This is a genomic window from Abyssisolibacter fermentans (assembly GCF_001559865.1).
In the GTDB taxonomy this organism is placed as follows: domain Bacteria; phylum Bacillota; class Clostridia; order Tissierellales; family MCWD3; genus Abyssisolibacter; species Abyssisolibacter fermentans.
The window spans coordinates 201,860-222,229 of record NZ_LOHE01000090.1; the positions used below are offsets into that span (position 1 = coordinate 201,860).

The window sequence follows — 20,370 nt, forward strand, 5'->3', positions numbered from 1 at the left end:
GCAGCTATCTATAATCGAAAGGAGAGATTAAATTGAAGATAAAAAAATTATTAATGATATTTTTTATAATGATACCTATTACTTTGGCAGGCTGTAATAATGATTCAACTGAAAATGGTGATTCACATAATAGCATAGAACAAACAGAAGAAGCACAAGATAATAGTTTTGCTGTAGAGGTTATGAAGGTTGAAGCAAAAACTTTAACATGGGATTATAATACTATTGGTAAATTATATACTAGTGAAGAAGTAAATGTATCGAGTGAAATGAACGGAAAGGTAAAAAATATATATTTCAATGTAGGAGAGAAGGTAAAAAAAGGAGATGTTTTATATACATTAGATAATGGAGATATAAAAAATGAAGTTGACTTACAGATAAGCAAGCTTAAGACAAATTTAGAAGACTCTAAAATAAGATATGAAAATGAAGTGAAAAATTTTAATAATGTTAAATTATTATATGAATCAGGGAGTATAGCCAAAAAGGATTATGATAATGCGCAGAAAATTTATGAGCAGACAAAATTGAATTATGAACAAGCTCAAAAAGATTTATCTTCAAATTCCGTTAGCTTAAATTCAACAATAAATGATACAATAATAAAGAGCCCTATTGATGGTATTGTGTCAAATAGGAATATTGAGATTGGAGAAAAGACTTCTGTAAGCGACTTTGTTATAGTAAAATTGGATCCAATTACTGCAAAAGCTGATGTTTCTGAAAATGTTATAAATAAGATTTCTGTTGGAGATAAAGTTAGTGTAAATGTTCAGTCACAAGATTATTTAGGTACAATTAAAACCATAAGCCCTATAGGAAAAAATAATGGAAATATGTATCCTGTTGAAATTGAGATAGAAAATGAAAATTTAACATTAAAACCTGGTATGTTTGCTGGTATTTATTTTGAAATTGAGAAAATGGAAAATCAGATTGCAGTTCCTAGGAAGTCAGTATTGTCTGATGGAGATAAATACTACGTTTATATAGTTAAAGATAATCAGCCACAAAAAGTTGCTGTAGAAAAGGGTATTACTAAGGATGGATATGTTCAAATATCAGGAGAATTAACTGCTGGAGATATTTTAATAGTAAAAGGACATGAGTATATAAATGAAGAAAGCTCTATAAAAATAGTTAATGAATTTACTTTAAATAAATAGATAATAGGAAGTGTCTTAAAATATAATCCATTGAGACACTTCCTTAAAGACTTTGGAGGTATGTATGTCAATTAAGTTTAGATTAATGTTCTCTTACATTGGGATGATAGTAATACCGATTGTTTTAATTATTGTATTGAACTTTATGTTTGGCTTTTTTTATTTTGGTGAACCCAAAAGTTTTAAGAATTTGCCTGGACCTGGCAAAGTTTTAAACGAAACTCTTTATAAAAGCAGTAATTTGAATCGTAAAATCAATATGATATTATTGGATGATAAAGAAAAATTAAAGGATGCTATATACATAAAAACTTTAGGTGATGAATTTAAAGAAGTATATGCAGGAGTAGTTTTGAGAAAAGGTAGTGAGATATTATATGCTTCAGAAATGCTAGATAATGAGTTTGATTTAGATACTTTACCAAAGTTTAAAGAGGAATTTCATGAAAGCAATTTTTATAATAAGCGCAGTAGATTTGTTATGAATTCTCAAAATGATTTCTATTTTGAGGATGGGGCTGAGGCTTCAATATTTGTAGTTACAGATACTGAACTTGCTCAGCAAGATATTAACCAAAGTAGAAATATTGCCACTTTAATTATTATTTCTGTATTAATTTTAACTACCTTAGCACTCACCTATTCAATCTACAAAGATATTATAAAGGGTATAAGGGAATTAACAAATGCAGCAACTGAAATTAAAAATGGGAATTTGGATTATGAGGTAAAAAAATATTCAAAGGATGAAATAGGAGAACTCAGTCTAACATTTGAGAAAATGCGTTTAAAGCTAAAGGAATCCTTAGAGATACAAAAAAAATATGAAGAAAACAGGAAAAACCTAATATCAAATATTTCTCATGATCTTAAGACACCAATAATGTCTATAAAAGGTCATATTGAGGGAATAAAGGATGGGATTGCTCATTCTCCTGAAAGAATGGATAAATATATAGATACTATTTACGAAAAATCAAAGGATATGGAATTATTGATTAATGAACTCTTTTTGTATTCAAGATTAGACTTAGAAAAAGAAGAATTTAATTTTCAAATTATTGATATTATAGAATTTCTAAGGTTTAGTGTTGAAGATTTAAGCTTTGACTTAGAAAAAATAGGTGGAAAAATAAGATTAAAATATGATTATGAACCAATATTTGTTAATATAGATTTACAAAAGCTAAAGCGAATTATATTAAATATTGTTGGTAATTCTATAAAATATAGGGGAGAAGGACCTCTTATACTAGATATTAATGTGAAAAAGATTGATGAAGAAATAGTTGTTGAAATCAAAGATAATGGAAAGGGAATTTCTCAGGAAAATTTATCTCTTATTTTTGATAGATTCTATCGTGCAGACAAGTCTAGAAATACTTCTGTAGTTGGAAGTGGATTAGGACTTGCAATATCAAAGCAGATTGTTGAAAAGCATGGCGGTAAGATTTGGGCTGAAAGCAAAGAAAATATAGGAACTAGTATTTTCTTTTCGTTAAAAGAATGTTAGGTAGTTGCAAAACGTAAATTTAAAAATGTAGATAACTATCATCATTTTTGCTCATTAATTTTTGGCGAGGGGAACCATCTCTACACGTTATCATATAGCTTTTTCAATATGTGTATAATCTTTGACGGTTCCGACAAGAGCCCGTTTCTAAATAAAGAAGAAACTCACTACTCACTACGTTCCTAGGAATAAGTGATTTACTCAAAATCGTAGATTTTGGTTCTCTACTTAGAAGCGATGAAGAAACGAACTCTTGAAGTCACGCTTTCAAAGAAACATTAGAGAGTTCCCTAGTAACTATATTAGTGATTTTTGCAGCAGATATATGCTCTAAATGGGGAAAACTGAGTTGTTTCAATAAATTTAAATGTAGTATTTATGAATATGTAGCATTTCGTAATTAACTAATAAAAGAATGTAAAAAAGGGGAATCATTTATGAAAAAAATATTGATTATTGAAGATGATATTAGTATTGCAGAATTAGAAAAAGACTACCTTGAGATAAATGGTTTTGATGTAAAACTAGAGAATTCTGGGATGAAGGGAATAGAAAGAACTAGAAAAGAAAAATTCGATTTAATTATATTAGATTTAATGCTTCCTGGGATTGATGGTTTTCAAATATGTAAGGAATTAAGAGATGGATTGGATATTCCTATACTGATGGTTTCTGCCAAAGGAGAAGGAATTGACAAAATTAGAGGACTCGGTCTAGGGGCAGACGACTATATAACTAAGCCCTTTAGCCCTAATGAATTGGTTGCTAGAGTTAAAGCACATCTTAACAGATATGAAAGATTGACCAGTAAAGATAAGAACCAGAGTGAAATAATAGAGAACAATGGACTCTCATTAGATAGTTATTCAAAAAGAGTATATGTAAATGATAAGGAAGTTACTTTAACTTCAAAGGAATTTGATATTTTACATTTGTTAGCTAAAAACCCTAATCGTGCTTTTAGCAAAGATGAAATATTTGAAAGAATCTGGGGATTTAATTCATTGGGTGAGATATCCACCGTAACAGTTCATATTCGAAAAATACGTGAAAAAATAGAACCAGACCCTACTAATCCTAAATATATTGAAACATTATGGGGAATTGGATATAGGTTTAAATTATAAAGAAAGCTAATTTATTATAGGGCTATATATAAAAAAGTATGATTGATAGAGCCTGTAAAAGCTCTATTTAGCTAAATACTTTTACTCTCATATAGTACTATTTTACTTATAATTGCATTTTTATTGCTCGATAATAAAGTATATCTTCTTTAAATATATATAATATATGATAACTATAATCGAGAAGTTTACAAACCATCTGAATTTCTAAATTACACGCTTTTTCAATTTTATTGATAATTGCAAAAATATAAAATTAACAAAATAAAAAAGCAATAAAAATGAAATTTCTTTAGTGGTTAGATATATATTTTATAATATTTTAAAGTTAATAATTAAAGTCATAAATATAAAACATATATATTATTTTTCTATAAAAAAGCCTATTTCTACTCTAATAGAGCCCTCTTATTTTTATTTACTTTAGCTTAATCCGTCTTAAATACCTTTTCTATTGATTGATACTACTGATATTATGCCTTGTAATCGTCTTCATGTGACTCTTCACAAATAACTCTCTTTAATTTTTCAATAAATGCATGGTCTTGTTCATACACTTCTATAGCTTTATCTGTACTTAGCACAAATTCTTGTATTGTATTTTGTACTGATTTCATCTCTTTTATATCTTTTTTTACTGTTAGTAGTTCTTTATTTATATCTTTTATGTCTTCCTTTACTGTCACTAGTTTTTTATTTATATCTTTTATGTCTTCCTTTACTGTCACTAGTTCCTTATTTATATCCCTTATGTCATTTTTTATCTCATGCTGTTCTCTTTCAATATTACCAAGTTTGTCTAGTATCATAAATAGTATTTTTTCTTGATCCATTAATAAAACCCCCTTTACTTACATTTTGATTATATCAAATAGTTATGATCTAGTCAAAATCTTTAACTAATGGTATATAATGGTGGATATAGTAACTCTTTATGTTTCTATAATATAAATATTGCTGTCTTTCTTGAATATTTTTGAATCAATTCCTAGAAGAAAGTTAAATATTATATTATAAAATATAATATTTAAAGTATAATAATTAAGGTCATAATTATATGAATACATTATAAATTATTTTTCTGCAAAAAAATCCTATTTTTTGAAATATAGCTTTTCTTATTCTTACCTAGTTTTAACTTAATCTACTGAAGACCTTTTTTCTTTTGATTAATTAGTCTATTTTGATTCTTTATCTAAGTTCAATATAAATTTCTTTGCCTAATCCTTTTGCCACTTTATATAAAAAATCTAATGATGGATTATAGTTACCACTTTCTAATCTACTAATATTTGATTTCTGTGTACCAGTACGAAAAGCAAGTTCTTCTTGGGTCATGTTTTGTTCAGCTCTTGCTTTTATTATTTCTGAAATAATTGCATATCGTGGTTTAAGCTTTTCATATTCAGCTTTAAATTCTATATCTTTCATTAAATCTTCTTTAACTTTTGAAAATGACACACCTGCTTTACTCATCATAGCACCTCTTTTCGTAATCGTTTTTATATTTTATCGCTTTTTCTAACTCTATTTGAGTAGTTCATTAGATTTATTTTATACCATACAAAATGCCATTTCCAGTACGCATACATCAATTATTTATTATTCTAACCCAAGTTCTTAGGCAACACCAATTGTTACAGAAACTATTTATCCATAGCTTTACTGACTTTTCTAACTGTTTCTCTATTAACTTCCATCATCTCTGCTATTTTTCTCTGTGATAATTTTGTCTTACTAACAAGGATTTCTATAACCTTTTCTTTTAACTCTAGTTTATTTATATCTTTTATTCCGCTCTTATCTCTAAAATAGTCTTCAACAAGCCTCCAACCTTTTTCTTCTTCAATTTCTTTTTTATATCTATCTCCTTCTAAGTAAGTATTATCATCATGTATTTTATGATATTTTTTGAACTCTTCAATTAGAAATCCCTTACCTTCAATTGAAAACATATCTATTATAAAGTCAACATCTGTTATAATTGAAGATTTACTTATATAGTCATTATAGCTACTCCATTTATATTCTTCAGGTTCTTTAGTCATTTTAGCTTCAACAGGATTATTATGAATATATCTCATTAAACAAAGTAGATATCTATCATCTTCTACAGGTTCACTTCTAAACCTATCTTGAAATACATGTCCTATTTTATTGTACTTTGTGTTAAAATATGCTGCATACCTAAGGTTTATTTTTTTCATTAAATTACTTAGATTTTCTTCTTCTTTTAATAATAAATGTATATGGTTATCCATTATACAATAAGCTAATAATTTAAAGCCTGTCGCTTCTTTTATTTTCATCATTATATCCAATAATTTTGCTTTATCTCTGTTTTTTTCATATATCCTCTTTCTATTATTACCTCTCATCATTACATGATAATATCCTGATTTACTTAGTTGTCTTTTACATCTAGGCACTATTATCACCTTCCTTATTAATATAAATTTTATCAATTATTTATATTAATTTCAATATTAAGTTTTTTTTACCTTTAGCGAAATGTTCTTGCCTTATCCTAGATTTCGAATTTCAAACTCATTTATATTCAATTTTATTATTTTTGTATCGCTAGCAACACTTCACACAAAAAAAACCCTATTTCTTTCGAAATAGAGCTTCTCTTATTCTTACCTATTTATAACTTAACCCGTCTGGATTACCTGTTTTCTTTTGATTAAATATCAATGGTATTCATTTCATTCCCACCCAAAAAGAACCGTCCCCAGTGGGTGTTAAATAAGCCCTATTTCTTTTGAAATAGAGCTTCTCTTATTCTTACTTATTTATAACTTAACCCGTCTGGAATACCTTTTTCTTTTGATAGAATATCAATGCTATTTATTTCATTTCCACCCAAAAAGAACCGTCCCCAGTGGGTGTGTCATATAGTATTCTACTTCCCATTGCATTTTTATTCCTCCATACTACAGTATATTTTCCTTTTCAATTAAATGTTATCATATACGATAACTATAGTCAATAGTTTTTTACATTACTACATTCCTACTCACTCAATATAGTCTTCTCAGCTAAATTAGATGCTTATTTCTTTTATCCACTTTAATGTAAAATAAACCCTATTTCTTTCGAAATAGAGCTTCTCTTATTCTTACCTATTTATAACTTAACCCGTCTGAAATACCTGTTTTCTTTTGATTGAATATCAATGCTATTTATTTCATTCCCACCCAAAAAGAACCGTCGCCAGTGGGTGTCCATCTAGGCACTATTATCACCTTCCTTATTAATATCAATTTTATCAATTATTTATATTAATTTCAATATTTAGTTTTTTACCACTAACGGAATGTCCTTGCCTTCTCCTAGATTTTAAACTCATTTATACTCAATTTTATTATTTTTGTATCACTAGCAACACTTCACACAAAAAAACCCTATTTCTTTCGAAATAGAGTTTCTCTTATTCTTACCTAGTTATAACTTAACCTGTCTGGAATACCTGTTTCTTTTGACTAAATATTAATGGTATTTATTTTATTTCCACCCAAAAAGAACCGTCCCCAGTGGGTGTTAAATCTACATCAAACTATTAATAAAAAAGAGCATATTAAGTATTATTTTGATGCAAAATTAGCCCTATTTCTTTCGAAATAGAGCTTCTCTTATTCTTACCTATTTATAACTTAACTTCGTCTGAAATACCTGTTTCCTTTTGATTGAATATCAATGCTATTCATTTCCACCCAAAAAGAACCGTCCCCAGTGGGTATGTGTGTTGTTGAACTTAAAGCAAATGAAGGTACTCCCATTATAAATATCATGCTCATTACACATAAAATAGCTAAAAATTTTTTCACTTATTACTCCTCCTTTGATTATCATTTAAACTTGTATTTAATCTATGAGATAAATCTCATATACCTTTAATCAACTTAATAGACTTCCGAATAATTACTATATTAATTGCATATGCAATATTTATATAATAACTTTACAACATAAAAAGTTATTATAGTAACAATTTGTATTAAATATGATTTACATTTTTCACTATACTTTATTATATATTTCTACTTTTTATATATTTTTCCTTCTTTTTATATATTTAATTTATTTAACATTTACAATTATTTATTTTATATTTTTTCATTTTTATATAGGATGCATTAATTAAACTAGCTAAAAATAGGAATGATTTGTGTTGTATTCTTGGGAATAGATAACATATTCATGATTATTAAATCTACATCAAACTATTAATAAAAAAGAGCATATTAAGTATTATTTTGATGCAAAATTAGCCCTATTTCTTTCGAAATAGAGCTTCTCTTATTCTTACCTATTTATAACTTAACTTCGTCTGAAATACCTGTTTCCTTTTGATTGAATATCAATGCTATTCATTTCCACCCAAAAAGAACCGTCCCCAGTGGGTATGCAGTGGGTGTGTTGTCCAGTGGGTGGGTATTAAAAAGAACCCCTTTGGATTTCTCCGCTGGGGTCCTTCTTTGGTTGAGAACTGCTGAGTCCTCAAGTTCATTTTTAATTAATTAAGTGTTACATTAAATGTAGTATCAAAAGTATCTATACCATCATTAGCTGTTACAGTAATTATAGTTGTACCAGTTCCAACAGGTACAATTATTACTTCGCCATCATTAACTATAGCAGTTGCTGTAGCAGGTGTGCCACTAACTACAGTGTAAGTTAAGTTGTCATCATCTGCATCCTCAAATACTCCTGCTAAATCAACAGTTATATTTCCATCAACAACGTTTGCTGTAATATCACTTATAACATTCGCTACTGCTGGCTTATGGTTGATAACATATACTACTGTATAAGTCTTAGTTGCTTTTTTATCTTCTGCTGTTACTACAACAGTTGCAGTACGTTCTGCTTCAGTACCTTCAACATCTGTTGCTTGTGTTATTGTTACATCGTCTGCATTTGCACAAGTTGCTGTTGCTGTTACAGTAGGTTCAGTAGTTGTACCTTCTGCTAATACTACAGTGTATGTTTCAGTATCTGCATCGAATCCAGTTACTAAAGTTGCGTCAACATTTAAAGCTTTTAATGTTGCATCTTTACTTTCTACTACAGTAACTGGTAATTCTGAATCAAAAGTTGTAGCACCACTAGTAATTGTTACAATTACTGTGTATTCTCCAATTCCTAAACCTGCTTCTTTAATTGAACCCAATTTTATTGTTTTACCTTTTAATATTACTATATTTTCAGATGGACCTATTTTCGCAGATGCTACTTCAACAGTACCATCAGCATTATTTACAATTGTATATGTTGCATCATCTTTGTTAATGCTAACATTCGCATCTGAATCGTTAGTAAATTTAACATCTACGTCTAACTCTTCTCCATGTACAAGAGTTACTTCTGTTACAGCCTTAGTACCATCAATATAAGTTATTGTACCCTCTCCATCCTCTGGTGTAGGAGGTGCACTATTAGTTTTTACAGCATATTGTAAATATCTATCACTCTTGTCGTCAGTTTCACCTGCGAAATAAGGGATTAAATTATCTCCTACTTCTAAATCGCTAATATCTATTTCATCCATATCTTTATCATAGATAACTGCGTCGTTTGCAAATTCATAAACCTTAGCATCAGGAGTAGTAGTATCTTCTACAGTTTTCTTAGAAGTACTAATTTTTGAAATTTCAAAAGTAGTACCTGCTGTTGCTTCATCCCAATCAACTATTAGTTCAGTTTCTTGATCTACATGAATAGTTACAAGTGCATCTTCAGCAACTTTATCATTGTCTATTAATTTTTCTAAATCGCTAAACTCATCAGCATCTGTTGTAAATGCTTTAGACTCACCATTTATATCTATTTCAACATCCCACTCGTCATCACCTGCATTGTAGTCTAAATCAGTAATCATACCAGTGTATTCATCAGTCTCATTAGCGTCTCTAGAAGTTTCTCTAATTACTATTACAACTGCATCTCCATCAACTGCAATAATGTCAGCATCTTTAACTTCATCAAAATCATCTTTAACTTCTCCCCAAGTTGAAACTTCGATATCATCAACATCGTCAGAAGTTTTGTATTCTTCTATATCAAATACTACTGCGTTACTTACTAATTTTATACCATCTACATATTTTTTATCTGTTTTAAAATTAGCTGATGGCTTATCAATTTTTGAAAATTCTAAAGTATCTAATTCAGCATCTTCATCTACTGTTACTTTTACAATATCTTTGTTGTCTATATCTCCACCACCAGATATATTTTCTACAATATCTGTAAAATCAGCTTCAAGTATATCATAATCAGCTTCGTTTCCATCTTCTTTTATAATGTCAACTGGCCATGTTTTACCATCTCTAGGCGTAAAGAATTCTGAATCCTTTGTTACCATAGCATAGAATGAAGATGTATCTTCTTCTCCTAAATCTCCAGCAACGAATACTACATCACCAGCAGGATTGAAGAATATTTCAACGTCGCCTTCATCTTGCATAGTTTCTAAATCATCTTCAGTTATTGAATCTAACTCATCATCTTTGTTTACGAATTTAGTATAAGCACCAAAAGCATATTCGTCTCCATCCATTTTGAAAGAATCATCATATACTTTACCAAGTTCTCCACTTGTAGAGTCATTGTAAACTACAGCATACTCATCACCTTTGTTATAGAACACGATGTCGCCATCTTCTATATCTTCGAATGATATTGTGTTACCTTCTTTGTCAATTATTGTGTAATCTTCAAATTTAACTTCGTCACCATAGCTATAAACTATTTCTTTGCTTTCGTTAGTATTTTCAACTACGAAAGGTTTTAAAGTGTGACCATCAAAGAATATTATTTCATCATCATCATTTAAAACAACTTTTGCATAGTCAACATCATAGTCAACTTTGTCTGTTCCAACTTTTGTTTGTTTTTCACCATCGATGTAAACAACAGCGTCTTTATTGATTTCAAATGTATCATCTGTATTTATTAATTCTACATCATCATCGTCTTTTGCAGCAGCATCATAGATAACATCATCATTGATAGTGTAAGTTAAAACATCATCACCATCGCACCAAGCTGTGATTTCTAGACCGAAAGTAGCTTCAAAATCAAAACCTTCTTCAACTGTTAATTTGTCTCCATCAACAACGATTTCCATATCATCTTCATCGAAGCTTGATACAACACCAGTAACTTTGTCTGTTCCTAATTTAGATAATAACTTTGGTTCATCTTTCTTGTTTTGATAGTTACCATCTTCATCTTTTTCAACTAAGTTACAATCTAAAGTGTTGTTTAAAAGTACAAATACGTTACCTCTAATAGCATCGCCATCAACTATAGCTACATCATCAGTGATGTCTAGTTCATTAGCTTTTACTATATAGTTGTAAGGCCATTTTCCTGATAAACCTTCATCATCATAACCTAATGCTCTTACTAAGATTGTAAGTGCTTGAGCGTAAGTTATTTCGTCTCCTAAACCAAATGTTCCATCTCCATAACCTTTGATTAAACCTTTTGCAGAAGCTATGTTAATGTATCCATTTGCCCAATTAGTAGCAGGTACGTCTACGAATAAACTATCTTCTTTAGCATAGTCTACAAGATCTCCCATACCTAATGTAATAACCATAAGTTTTGCAAATTGCTCTCTTGTTATTGAGTCTTCTGGTCTGATAGTTCCATCAGTGAACCCATCAACAACTCCTAATGCCATTAATCTCTCAACAGCATCTTCATAATCTGTACCAACTACGTCACTTGGTGTTGCAGCAAAAGCCATGCTGAAAGTTCCTAATACAAGTGCGAAAGCAAGTACTAATGATAATACTTTCTTCATTTAGAAATCTCCTCCTTATAATTGTATTCATTTTTTTGAAAGAGTTAGCTTTATGTAGCTAAACTGTAACTCCCTCATAACCAGCTTAGCATTTCAAGCTACGAATGTAAAATAGTACAATCTCACATTCTACACTTAATTATAGCATCATGTTTTTTAACAGTCAATAATGTAGCAATCCTTGTAATGCAAATGTAATATTAATTGCTCATTAATAACTGCTTCTATTAAATTATATACTACTAACTGAATTTAATCCATTACAAATCCATTACAGATGGTTTACATTTTGCTTTCTTTTGATGCTTTGATGAAATCTCTGAATAATGGATGGCTTCTGGTTGGTCTTGATTTGAACTCTGGGTGGAATTGTGCTGCTACAAACCACGGATGTTCTTTTAGCTCGACTATTTCTACTAATCTTTCATCTGGTGATATTCCACTGATGATAAGTCCCTTTTGCTCTAAAGTTTCTCTGTATTGATTGCTAAATTCATATCTGTGTCTATGTCTTTCATATACTAGGCTTTCACCATATGCCTGCTCTGCTTTTGAGCCTTTGAGTATCTTACATGGATATAAACCTAATCTCATTGTACCGCCTTTGTCTTCTATATCGAGCTGTTCCGGCATTATATCTATTACTGGATACTGCGTTGTTTCATCTAATTCTGAGCTGTGTGCTCCTTTCAAGCCTGCTACATTTCTCGCAAACTCTACTACTGACATCTGCATACCTAAGCATATTCCTAAGAATGGTATGTTGTTTTCTCTGGCATATTTTGTTGCACATATCTTTCCTTCTATTCCTCTGTCTCCAAAACCTCCCGGCACTAGTATACCGTCTACCCCTTGGAGCTTCTCTGTGCAATTTGCATCGTCTATGTGTTCTGAATGTATCCAATCTATATCTATCTCTACATCGTTTGCTATCCCTGCATGTCTTAGTGCTTCTGCTACTGAAAGGTAAGCATCTTTTAATTCTACGTATTTTCCTACTAGTGCTATTTTTACTTTGCCTTGTGGATTTTTGGATTTGTTGACCATATCTGTCCAAGGCTTTAGATTTGGTTTTTCACATTGTAGGTTTAATCTCTTTATTACCATTTGAGGTAGTCCTTCTTTTTCTAACATAAGTGGTACTTCATAAAGTGTATCAGCATCTAAGTTTTGCACTACGTTGTTATGATCGAGGTTGCAGAAAAGACCTATCTTTTCTTTTACTTCTATTGTAAGTGGTTTTTCTGTTCTACATACTATTACGTCTGGTTGTATTCCTATGCTTCTCAGTTCTTTTACGCTGTGTTGTGTAGGTTTTGTTTTTATTTCGCCTGCTTTTGCTAGATATGGCACTAATGTAACGTGTATATACATTACATTGTCTCTGCCTACATCATATTTCACCTGTCTGATTGCTTCTAAAAATGGTAAACTCTCTATATCGCCTACTGTTCCTCCTATTTCTGTTATTACTACATCTACTTTTTTTTCTTTTGATACTCTATAGACCCTTTCTTTGATTTCGTTTGTTATATGAGGTATTACCTGTACTGTCCCACCTAAGTAATCGCCTTTTCTTTCTTTTGTGATTACTGACCAATATACTTTTCCTGTTGTTACATTATTACTCTTGCCTAAGTTTATATCTATAAATCTTTCGTAATGACCTAAATCTAAGTCTGTTTCTGCTCCATCATCTGTTACAAATACTTCACCATGCTGATACGGACTCATTGTACCCGGATCTACATTTATATATGGATCAAATTTTTGTATTGTTACGTTTAAACCTCTGCTTTTTAATAACTGTCCTAATGACGCTGCTGTTATTCCTTTTCCTAATGATGATACAACTCCACCTGTTATAAAGATGTATTTGGTAGACATACTATATACCTCCTTCTATTTATTTAATAACCCAGATTATTCATAGAAAATTATGAACAGTGAACCCAAATCTTGATTTGGTGTGAGTCGCTTATTCCTATGAAGGAACTGAATAGGAGCTTCATTAATAAAGTTCCTTCCGCTTATAAGAATTATACTAAATTCTCGACGTACCAACTAGGTATGCCTTCCAATTCACTACACGCCTTCTAAATCAAATTTATTCTACATTATATAAATAATCAAAGTTTTTAATAATCATTACATTATATACGTTAGTCATTTTGGCTTTTTTTAATACGTTGTTTTGATTTTAGTTCTCTTCTTAACTTTAATAGACTATATAAAAATTTCTTAATTGTCAATGGATATTTTGTGTGTTTATATGGTATTTTATTCCTGTTGGTGAGATGTTGAAATATTAAAGGTTGTTTTTAATGCATGGTTTTGATTGTTTCATTAAAAATAACTACTTTTAAGTTATATACTTAATCTTTCAATAGGAAACTCCTACTCAGTTCCTTCCTAGGAGTAAGCGGCTCACATAAAATCACAGATTTTAGTTCCCTGCTTAAAAGTCAATGGTTATTTTATGTGTTAGCAGTGATATTTAATTCTCCATGATGTGTTGTTATTTTAATCCACAATTTGCTGTCTACTATCTATTTGTTATCCACATTTATTTACTTTATCAACAATGCTGTATACTAGTTAATTTTCTGTTAAAATTCTTTGAAAATATGATATAGTCATGCTTTGTAGGTCATATAGCTCGCTACTCACTACGTTCCTATGAGTAAGTGATTCACTCAAAATCTTAGATTTTGGTTCTCTACTTAAAAGCATTGAAGAAACAAGTTCTTAAAGTCGCTCTCCGAAGAAACATTAGAGAGACCCTAGTTACATATTGGTTATACTCTTTTTCAGCTATATTTAGAGTCAAATTTAAAACATTCATATTTGTAACTTAAAAATAATAACTACTCAAACCTAAAATAATTACTACAACAACTATTTCAAACAATAAATTCACTATAGCTCAATTTGAGGTTTCTTTGTAAGAAGTAATTTTTCCAACTTATATAATCAATAAAATTTCTTTTCCTATTATATATAAAAGCTGTCTTACCATAGAATTGCTTCTACTTTAAGACAGCCTTTTTTATTTATTCTATTTGTTTTCGAGTATTTCTATTGCTTTGTTTAACTGTTTGTCCATTGCATCACTGTTTACGTACTCTATTAATGCTTCTACTAACATTGCTTGTGTATCGCTGTTTAATACTCCGTCTGTTGTCAAGTTGTTGTCATGTTGGAATTCTTTTAAGCATTGCTCTGTTCTTTTATCCAATACTCCATCTACGGTTTTTATGTCATAGCCCATGAAGTCTAGTATTTCTTCTGTTGCTAGTACTTCTAATGCTACTGAACCTATTGAACATTTTTTCTTTCCATCTAATTTTTCTATTAATATTGTTTCTATTTCTTCGTCTAAGTAATCAAATATATCTTTTACTATTACATCTGGTGTAATACCTACCTTGTCAACTTTGTTGTTATTTGGTGTAAAGTATTCTGCTTTTGTTATTTTAAAGCCTGCTTCGTTTACTAATGGTATAACTTCTTGAACTGATCCTTTTCCATAGGTTGTTGTTCCTACTATTTTTCCTGCTCTTGTATCTTGTATTGCTCCTGCGAATATTTCTGAAGCACTTGCACTACCGCCATTTACTAAGACTACTAATTCGTATTTTTTATTTTCTAACTCTGAATATTTCGTTTCTACCGTTCCATCTGCATTTTTGATGTGAACTATTGGTCCTTTTGGAACGAAGTTTTGTAAAACCATTGATACTTGGTTTAAGTATCCTCCACCGTTATTTCTTAAATCTATTATAAGTTTCTTTATTTTTTTATCATCAAATTCTTTTAGTACCTTATTCATTTCTTTGTTTGTGTTTGAATTGAATCTCTTCAATTTAATATAGCCTATATCGTCTCTTATTATTTTTGTGGTTATAGGGTTCTCTTTTATTAATGTTCTTTCCAATTCATAGTTTTGGATTGATTCTTGTTTTTCTCTTATTACACCTATTTTTACTTTTGTTCCTACTTTCCCTTTTATAAGGTCCACTGCATCATATAAGGTATAATCTACTATATTTACATCATCTACTGTTACTATCTTGTCTTTTGCTCTTATTCCAGCTTTGGCACTAGGTCCTCCATCTATTGTGTTCATTACTGTTAAATAACCGTCTTTTACTGTTACTGTTACTCCTATACCTCCAAAGTTACCTGAGGTATCTTGTGTAAGCTTTCTAAATTCTTCTGGTGTATAAAAATTGCTGTGTTCGTCTAATTGCTCAAAGACTCCTTTGTACGCTCCTTCTAAAAGCGTATTTGTATCTATTTCATCTACATAGTTTGCTTCTACATAATTTATAAGCTTACCTAAAAATACTAAACCATTTTCTAAATCATCATTTTTCTCTCTGGCTATCACTGAACCTGAGGTTAACACTATTACTAATGCCAAAACTACTACTAATCCAATTATTTTGCCCGTTCTTTTATTTTTTATCATATAGTCTCTCCCTCCTAGCATAGTTTTTTTATACATTCAAAGAGAATGTCTCAAAATAACGAATTTCTTCGTTATTGAAATATCTCACGACTAATCACGTACAATTAAGTACGCTCTTATCCGTGAGAATTTCAATGCCTTGAACTTCATTCATTTTGAAACATCCCTAAACGATCTCAAAATGCATTTCATAAAGCTGCTTTTATTTCTATTGTCTTCTCAATGCTTCTACAGGTGGAACTGATGATGCTGATACTGCTGGATATACTCCAAATAGTAATCCACTACCAAGTGCAACTACTGTCGCTATCTTGATTGACTGTATACTTACTGCTGTATTGAAACCATGACCATCAAATACATTCATGCCCCAAATTCCTGCTACTATACCTGTAATTGCACCTATGATACTTACAAATAATGCTTCTAGTAGGAATTGAATCAATAAGTCTGCTTTTTTTGCTCCTAATGCTCTTCTAACTCCTATTTCTTCTGTTCTTTCTGTTACTGCTACAAGCATGATATTCATTATACCTAAACCACCAACTAATAACGATACTGCTGCTATACCTCCTAGTAACAGTGTCATAACTCTGTTTGCGTTATCTGCTTCTTCTACTAATTGGTTTAAGTTTGTTATTGTTATTACATCTTCACCAGCTCCAGGCAGTTCTTGTTTTTTTGGTTTTTCTCTTGGTGGTATTGGCTTGCTGCTTCCATCATCCTCTATTGCTACGCCGCCTTCACTTTCTCCGCCTTCTCCACCTTCACCGCCTGTGTCTCTATGAACGGTTGGAGCATTTTGGTCTAAACCTAGCTTTCTCTTTATAATCCTTCCAAGCTGTACTACTGCTAAGTCAGCTTCATCTGCTGAACCTGCTTTTGCCCAAATCTCTTCTATGGTTCTTTTTTCTGCTATTTTTTGAGCTGATGTATATGGTATAACTACTTTGTTATCTACATCATTTGCGTTACCTGATCCTTTTTTGTCAAGTACGCCTATTATTCTATAACTATTTCCATTTAAGGAGATACTACGTCCTACTGGACTTCTACCACCGTTTAGCTGAGTTCCTATATTGTATCCCAGTACTGCGACGGGAGACCGCTGCAAAACATGCCACTTGGTAAAAAAGTGTCCGGTTAGTAATTCATGATCTCTTATATCAGGATACTGTTCGTTTACTCCTATTAGCTTCATACTCCCTCTAGCACGTTTCCATTTCATGTTGGCTTTTGTGTTAATTACAGGTGTTGCCAAATCCATTCCCTGTACTCTATCTACTAGATCAGCTATTTCCTCAGGTTTAAATTCTAATGTTGGTTCATGAACATTAATAGATATAACATTCGCACCTAAGCTTTTAAACTGCTCTACTACTGCAAGTCTAGCTCCTTCACCTATACCCATCAAGCATACTACTGATGCAACCCCTATTGCTACTCCTAGTATTGTAAGTGCAGATCTTAATGGATTTGATAGTATACCATGAGCCGCCATTCTAGCAGTAAACCACCATCTAGCTAAGAAGGAATGTATACTCTTTTTTTGAGCCATAATAAATTCCCCCTAGACTATTCATTTGATTCTGAATCGTCATTATTATCAGAACCATCATTGTTATCATCATTTTTATCTGGTAAAATAGGGTCTTTTGATTTAATATGCTGACTTGGAAGTAAGTCTGCACTACTTCCTGTTATAACCTTATCACCTTCTTTAAGTCCCTCTGTAACTTCTGCTTCTCTATCATTCATTAAACCTATTTTTACTTGTGTAAGTTTCGCTGATCCATCTTCTTGAAGAACTTCTACCATTGATTTGCCATCTTCTTCAAATAAAGCTTCTAATGGTATCAATAATACGCCTTCTGCACTACCAGCATCTATAAATGCATTTGCTTGCATTCCCGGTTTAAGCTTTTCATTACCATATACTTCTATTGAAACTTCATAATTTGTAACACCGTTGTTATTATCTCCTCTTGTATTTACATGCATTACTTTACCTTCAAATACTTCTCCTGGCATTGCATCGACTGTTACTTCTACTGGAGCGTCTTGTTTTACGTTTAGTATGTCTATATCGTCTACTTGTGTCCACATCATCATTCTACCTGTGTCAAATATAGAGCCTATCCATCCTCCAGCTCTAGCTGATTCGCCCTCTTCTGCTTCCAAGTATCCAATCATACCATCCATAGAAGCTTTTACGTCCAAATTATCAAACTTACTGTTTAAATCATTTATTTGTCTTTTTAATTCAAATATTTCGTCTAATTTATCTTGAATTGATTTCTGCATGTCTGCTCCAGCCATTGAAACTATATTGTCACCTTTTTTTATGATATCCATGTTGTGAACGAATACTTGTGTTACAATACCTTCTGCTCTATTTAGAACTCTCTTTTCTTCTCCAAAACCTTCTACATTTCCTTGATTAGTGAAAAATAATACCGTGTCTTTGTTTACTTCATCTCTTACACCTACTTGAACTTGCATGTTTGGTTGAATAAGTCCTGGATTATCTCCTTCTATTGTCATCCAATGAACGAAGCCTTTTGCTGTACCATTGTTATCTACATCAGGTACTGCGTTTTTGTTGATTTCTTTAACTATTGCTTTGTATGTACCTTCGAAGTTTGCAAATTTAAGCTCTACCTCTGAACCTGCTTTAACTAATTTGTATTCTACAGGTGATACTTTTGCTCTTACTATAAATTTTGAATCGTCTACTATTCTACTTACAACGTGTCCAAGCTTTAATTCGTCTCCTTCTTCTGCATCAAGGTTTATTACTCTACCATCTATTGGTGATTTTATTGTTATACCTTTTGAAGGATTGATATCATCAACCTCATCTATAGATACGCCTGTCATATCTGCTAATTGTTCTCTTTTTGATTTTAGTCTATCTTTTGCTTCTTTTATCTTTGAATCTAAATCTGGTGAACTTAGTCTAACTAATAATTGATCTTTTTTAACACTATCTCCATCTTCTACAAATACTTTCTCTATAACATAGTTAATTTGTGTTCCTGAGTATCTGTCTCCAGGGATTTTTATTCCACCACCATGTGTTTCATTAACCCTTCCTGAAGTATCTACCCCTACTGAAATATTTCCTTTTACAACATCCTGTGTTGAATATATTGGTCCTTGAGCCTCTGCTACGTCATTATTTGGTACTAATTCGTTGTATGCATAAAACCCTCCGAAAATAACTACTGCTAATATTAAAATTATCATTAATACACGTTGAAACATTTTCAACACCTCCTATTTCGACTTTTGTGTTACTTCTTCAATATTTTCTACTAACCCATCTCTAAGATGGTATATTTTGTGTCCATAAAGAGCTATTTCTCTTTCATGTGTTACTTGGACAATTGTTATGCCTGTATTCTCGTTTAGTTCTGTAAATATATCCATTATTTTTTTACCTGATGCTGTATCTAATGCTCCTGTTGGTTCGTCAGCCAATATTAATGCAGGTTTACTAGCTAAGGCTCTGGCTATAGCAACTCTCTGCTGCTGACCCCCTGAAAGCTGTGAAGGCAAGTGATTCATTCTATCTTCTAGTCCTACTGCTTTTAATGCCTCTTTTGCTCTTACTTTTCTTTCTTTTCCGTATATCCCTTGATAAATCAGGGGTAGTTCAACATTTTCTAAGGCATTAAGATTTGATAACAAATGGAACCTTTGAAATACAAAGCCAATAAATTGATTTCTGATTTCTGCTAGTTTTCCATCTCTCAATTTTTCTACATGTACTCCGTTAATCTTATATGTCCCTTTTGTTGGCAAATCTAAACAGCCAATTAGATTTAATATTGTAGATTTACCTGAACCGGATGGACCCATTATTGAAACGAAATCTCCTTTGTCTATAGTTAAATCCACGCCCTTTAGAGCTTGAACTTTTATTTGTCCCGTATTATAACTACGTGTTATCCCTTTTAGTTCTAAAATAGCTGTCAATATTATATACCCTCCTTTGTACATATATTTTCCCATTTATATAGACGCATAAAGCATAAAAAAAGTTTCATTTTTTTAACTATTTTTTATGGAAATTATGTAATGTTGCTTTTGCTTATTTATAACTGTAACTCATGTAATATTTTTAATCTCAATATTCATTTGGTTAAGTTATAGAATGTTGAATTTTGCCTATTTTTAAAATTACAGTATCAACCTATATTTTAGTCTATTATGTGAATTTTAGCAAATACTATTTTCTTGTTTAAGTACTTAAACCCTGTTTT

13 protein-coding genes are annotated in these 20,370 nt (G+C 31.0%); 3 read left to right on the forward strand and 10 right to left on the reverse strand.

Going from position 1 to position 20,370, the window contains the following annotated elements; genetic code table 11:
* The first annotated feature begins 32 nt into the window (after positions 1 to 32).
* From AYC61_RS18045 to AYC61_RS18055, 3 genes are all read left to right on the forward strand, one after another.
* Positions 33 to 1,169, forward strand: a complete 1,137-nt coding sequence (locus AYC61_RS18045) for an efflux RND transporter periplasmic adaptor subunit (RefSeq protein WP_066506234.1) — start codon at positions 33 to 35, stop codon at positions 1,167 to 1,169.
* 64 nt (positions 1,170 to 1,233) lie between these two features.
* Positions 1,234 to 2,682: a sensor histidine kinase gene (locus AYC61_RS18050; RefSeq protein ID WP_066506237.1), complete on the forward strand. Its 1,449-nt coding sequence runs from the start codon at positions 1,234 to 1,236 to the stop codon at positions 2,680 to 2,682.
* A gap of 437 nt (positions 2,683 to 3,119) precedes the next feature.
* A complete protein-coding gene (locus tag AYC61_RS18055) occupies positions 3,120 to 3,809 on the forward strand; it encodes a response regulator transcription factor (RefSeq protein WP_066506239.1) in 690 nt (229 codons plus the stop codon).
* A gap of 473 nt (positions 3,810 to 4,282) precedes the next feature.
* Here the strand turns inward: AYC61_RS18055 and AYC61_RS18060 are convergent, their stop codons facing one another.
* The 10 genes from AYC61_RS18060 to AYC61_RS18100 form a co-directional block, all read right to left on the reverse strand.
* Positions 4,283 to 4,642, reverse strand: coding sequence for a hypothetical protein (locus AYC61_RS18060; RefSeq protein WP_066506241.1), 360 nt, complete (start codon positions 4,640 to 4,642; stop codon positions 4,283 to 4,285).
* Between the two features lie 358 nt (positions 4,643 to 5,000).
* Complete coding sequence (locus AYC61_RS18065) at positions 5,001 to 5,285, reverse strand: helix-turn-helix transcriptional regulator (protein WP_066506244.1); 285 nt, start codon at positions 5,283 to 5,285, stop codon at positions 5,001 to 5,003.
* A 170-nt stretch (positions 5,286 to 5,455) separates the two neighbouring features.
* The gene (locus AYC61_RS18070) at positions 5,456 to 6,238 is read right to left on the reverse strand and encodes a transposase (protein ID WP_066506247.1); all 783 of its coding nucleotides are present in this window, start codon (positions 6,236 to 6,238) and stop codon (positions 5,456 to 5,458) included.
* Between the two features lie 1,227 nt (positions 6,239 to 7,465).
* Positions 7,466 to 7,639, reverse strand: coding sequence for a hypothetical protein (locus tag AYC61_RS21445; RefSeq protein ID WP_156456521.1), 174 nt, complete (start codon positions 7,637 to 7,639; stop codon positions 7,466 to 7,468).
* 689 nt (positions 7,640 to 8,328) lie between these two features.
* On the reverse strand, positions 8,329 to 11,628 hold the full coding sequence (locus AYC61_RS18075; protein ID WP_066506251.1) for an S-layer homology domain-containing protein: 3,300 nt from the start codon (positions 11,626 to 11,628) through the stop codon (positions 8,329 to 8,331).
* Positions 11,629 to 11,910: 282 nt separating this feature from the next.
* Complete coding sequence (locus AYC61_RS18080) at positions 11,911 to 13,515, reverse strand: CTP synthase (RefSeq protein WP_066506253.1); 1,605 nt, start codon at positions 13,513 to 13,515, stop codon at positions 11,911 to 11,913.
* A 1,171-nt stretch (positions 13,516 to 14,686) separates the two neighbouring features.
* Entirely contained in the window at positions 14,687 to 16,102 is a 1,416-nt protein-coding gene (locus AYC61_RS18085) for a S41 family peptidase (protein ID WP_066506255.1), read from the reverse strand.
* A gap of 208 nt (positions 16,103 to 16,310) precedes the next feature.
* A complete protein-coding gene (locus AYC61_RS18090) occupies positions 16,311 to 17,660 on the reverse strand; it encodes an ABC transporter permease (protein ID WP_066506258.1) in 1,350 nt (449 codons plus the stop codon).
* Between the two features lie 17 nt (positions 17,661 to 17,677).
* Entirely contained in the window at positions 17,678 to 19,369 is a 1,692-nt protein-coding gene (locus AYC61_RS18095; RefSeq protein ID WP_066506266.1) for an efflux RND transporter periplasmic adaptor subunit, read from the reverse strand.
* 12 nt (positions 19,370 to 19,381) lie between these two features.
* Positions 19,382 to 20,074: an ABC transporter ATP-binding protein gene (locus AYC61_RS18100; RefSeq protein ID WP_242866839.1), complete on the reverse strand. Its 693-nt coding sequence runs from the start codon at positions 20,072 to 20,074 to the stop codon at positions 19,382 to 19,384.
* Positions 20,075 to 20,370: the final 296 nt, after the last annotated feature.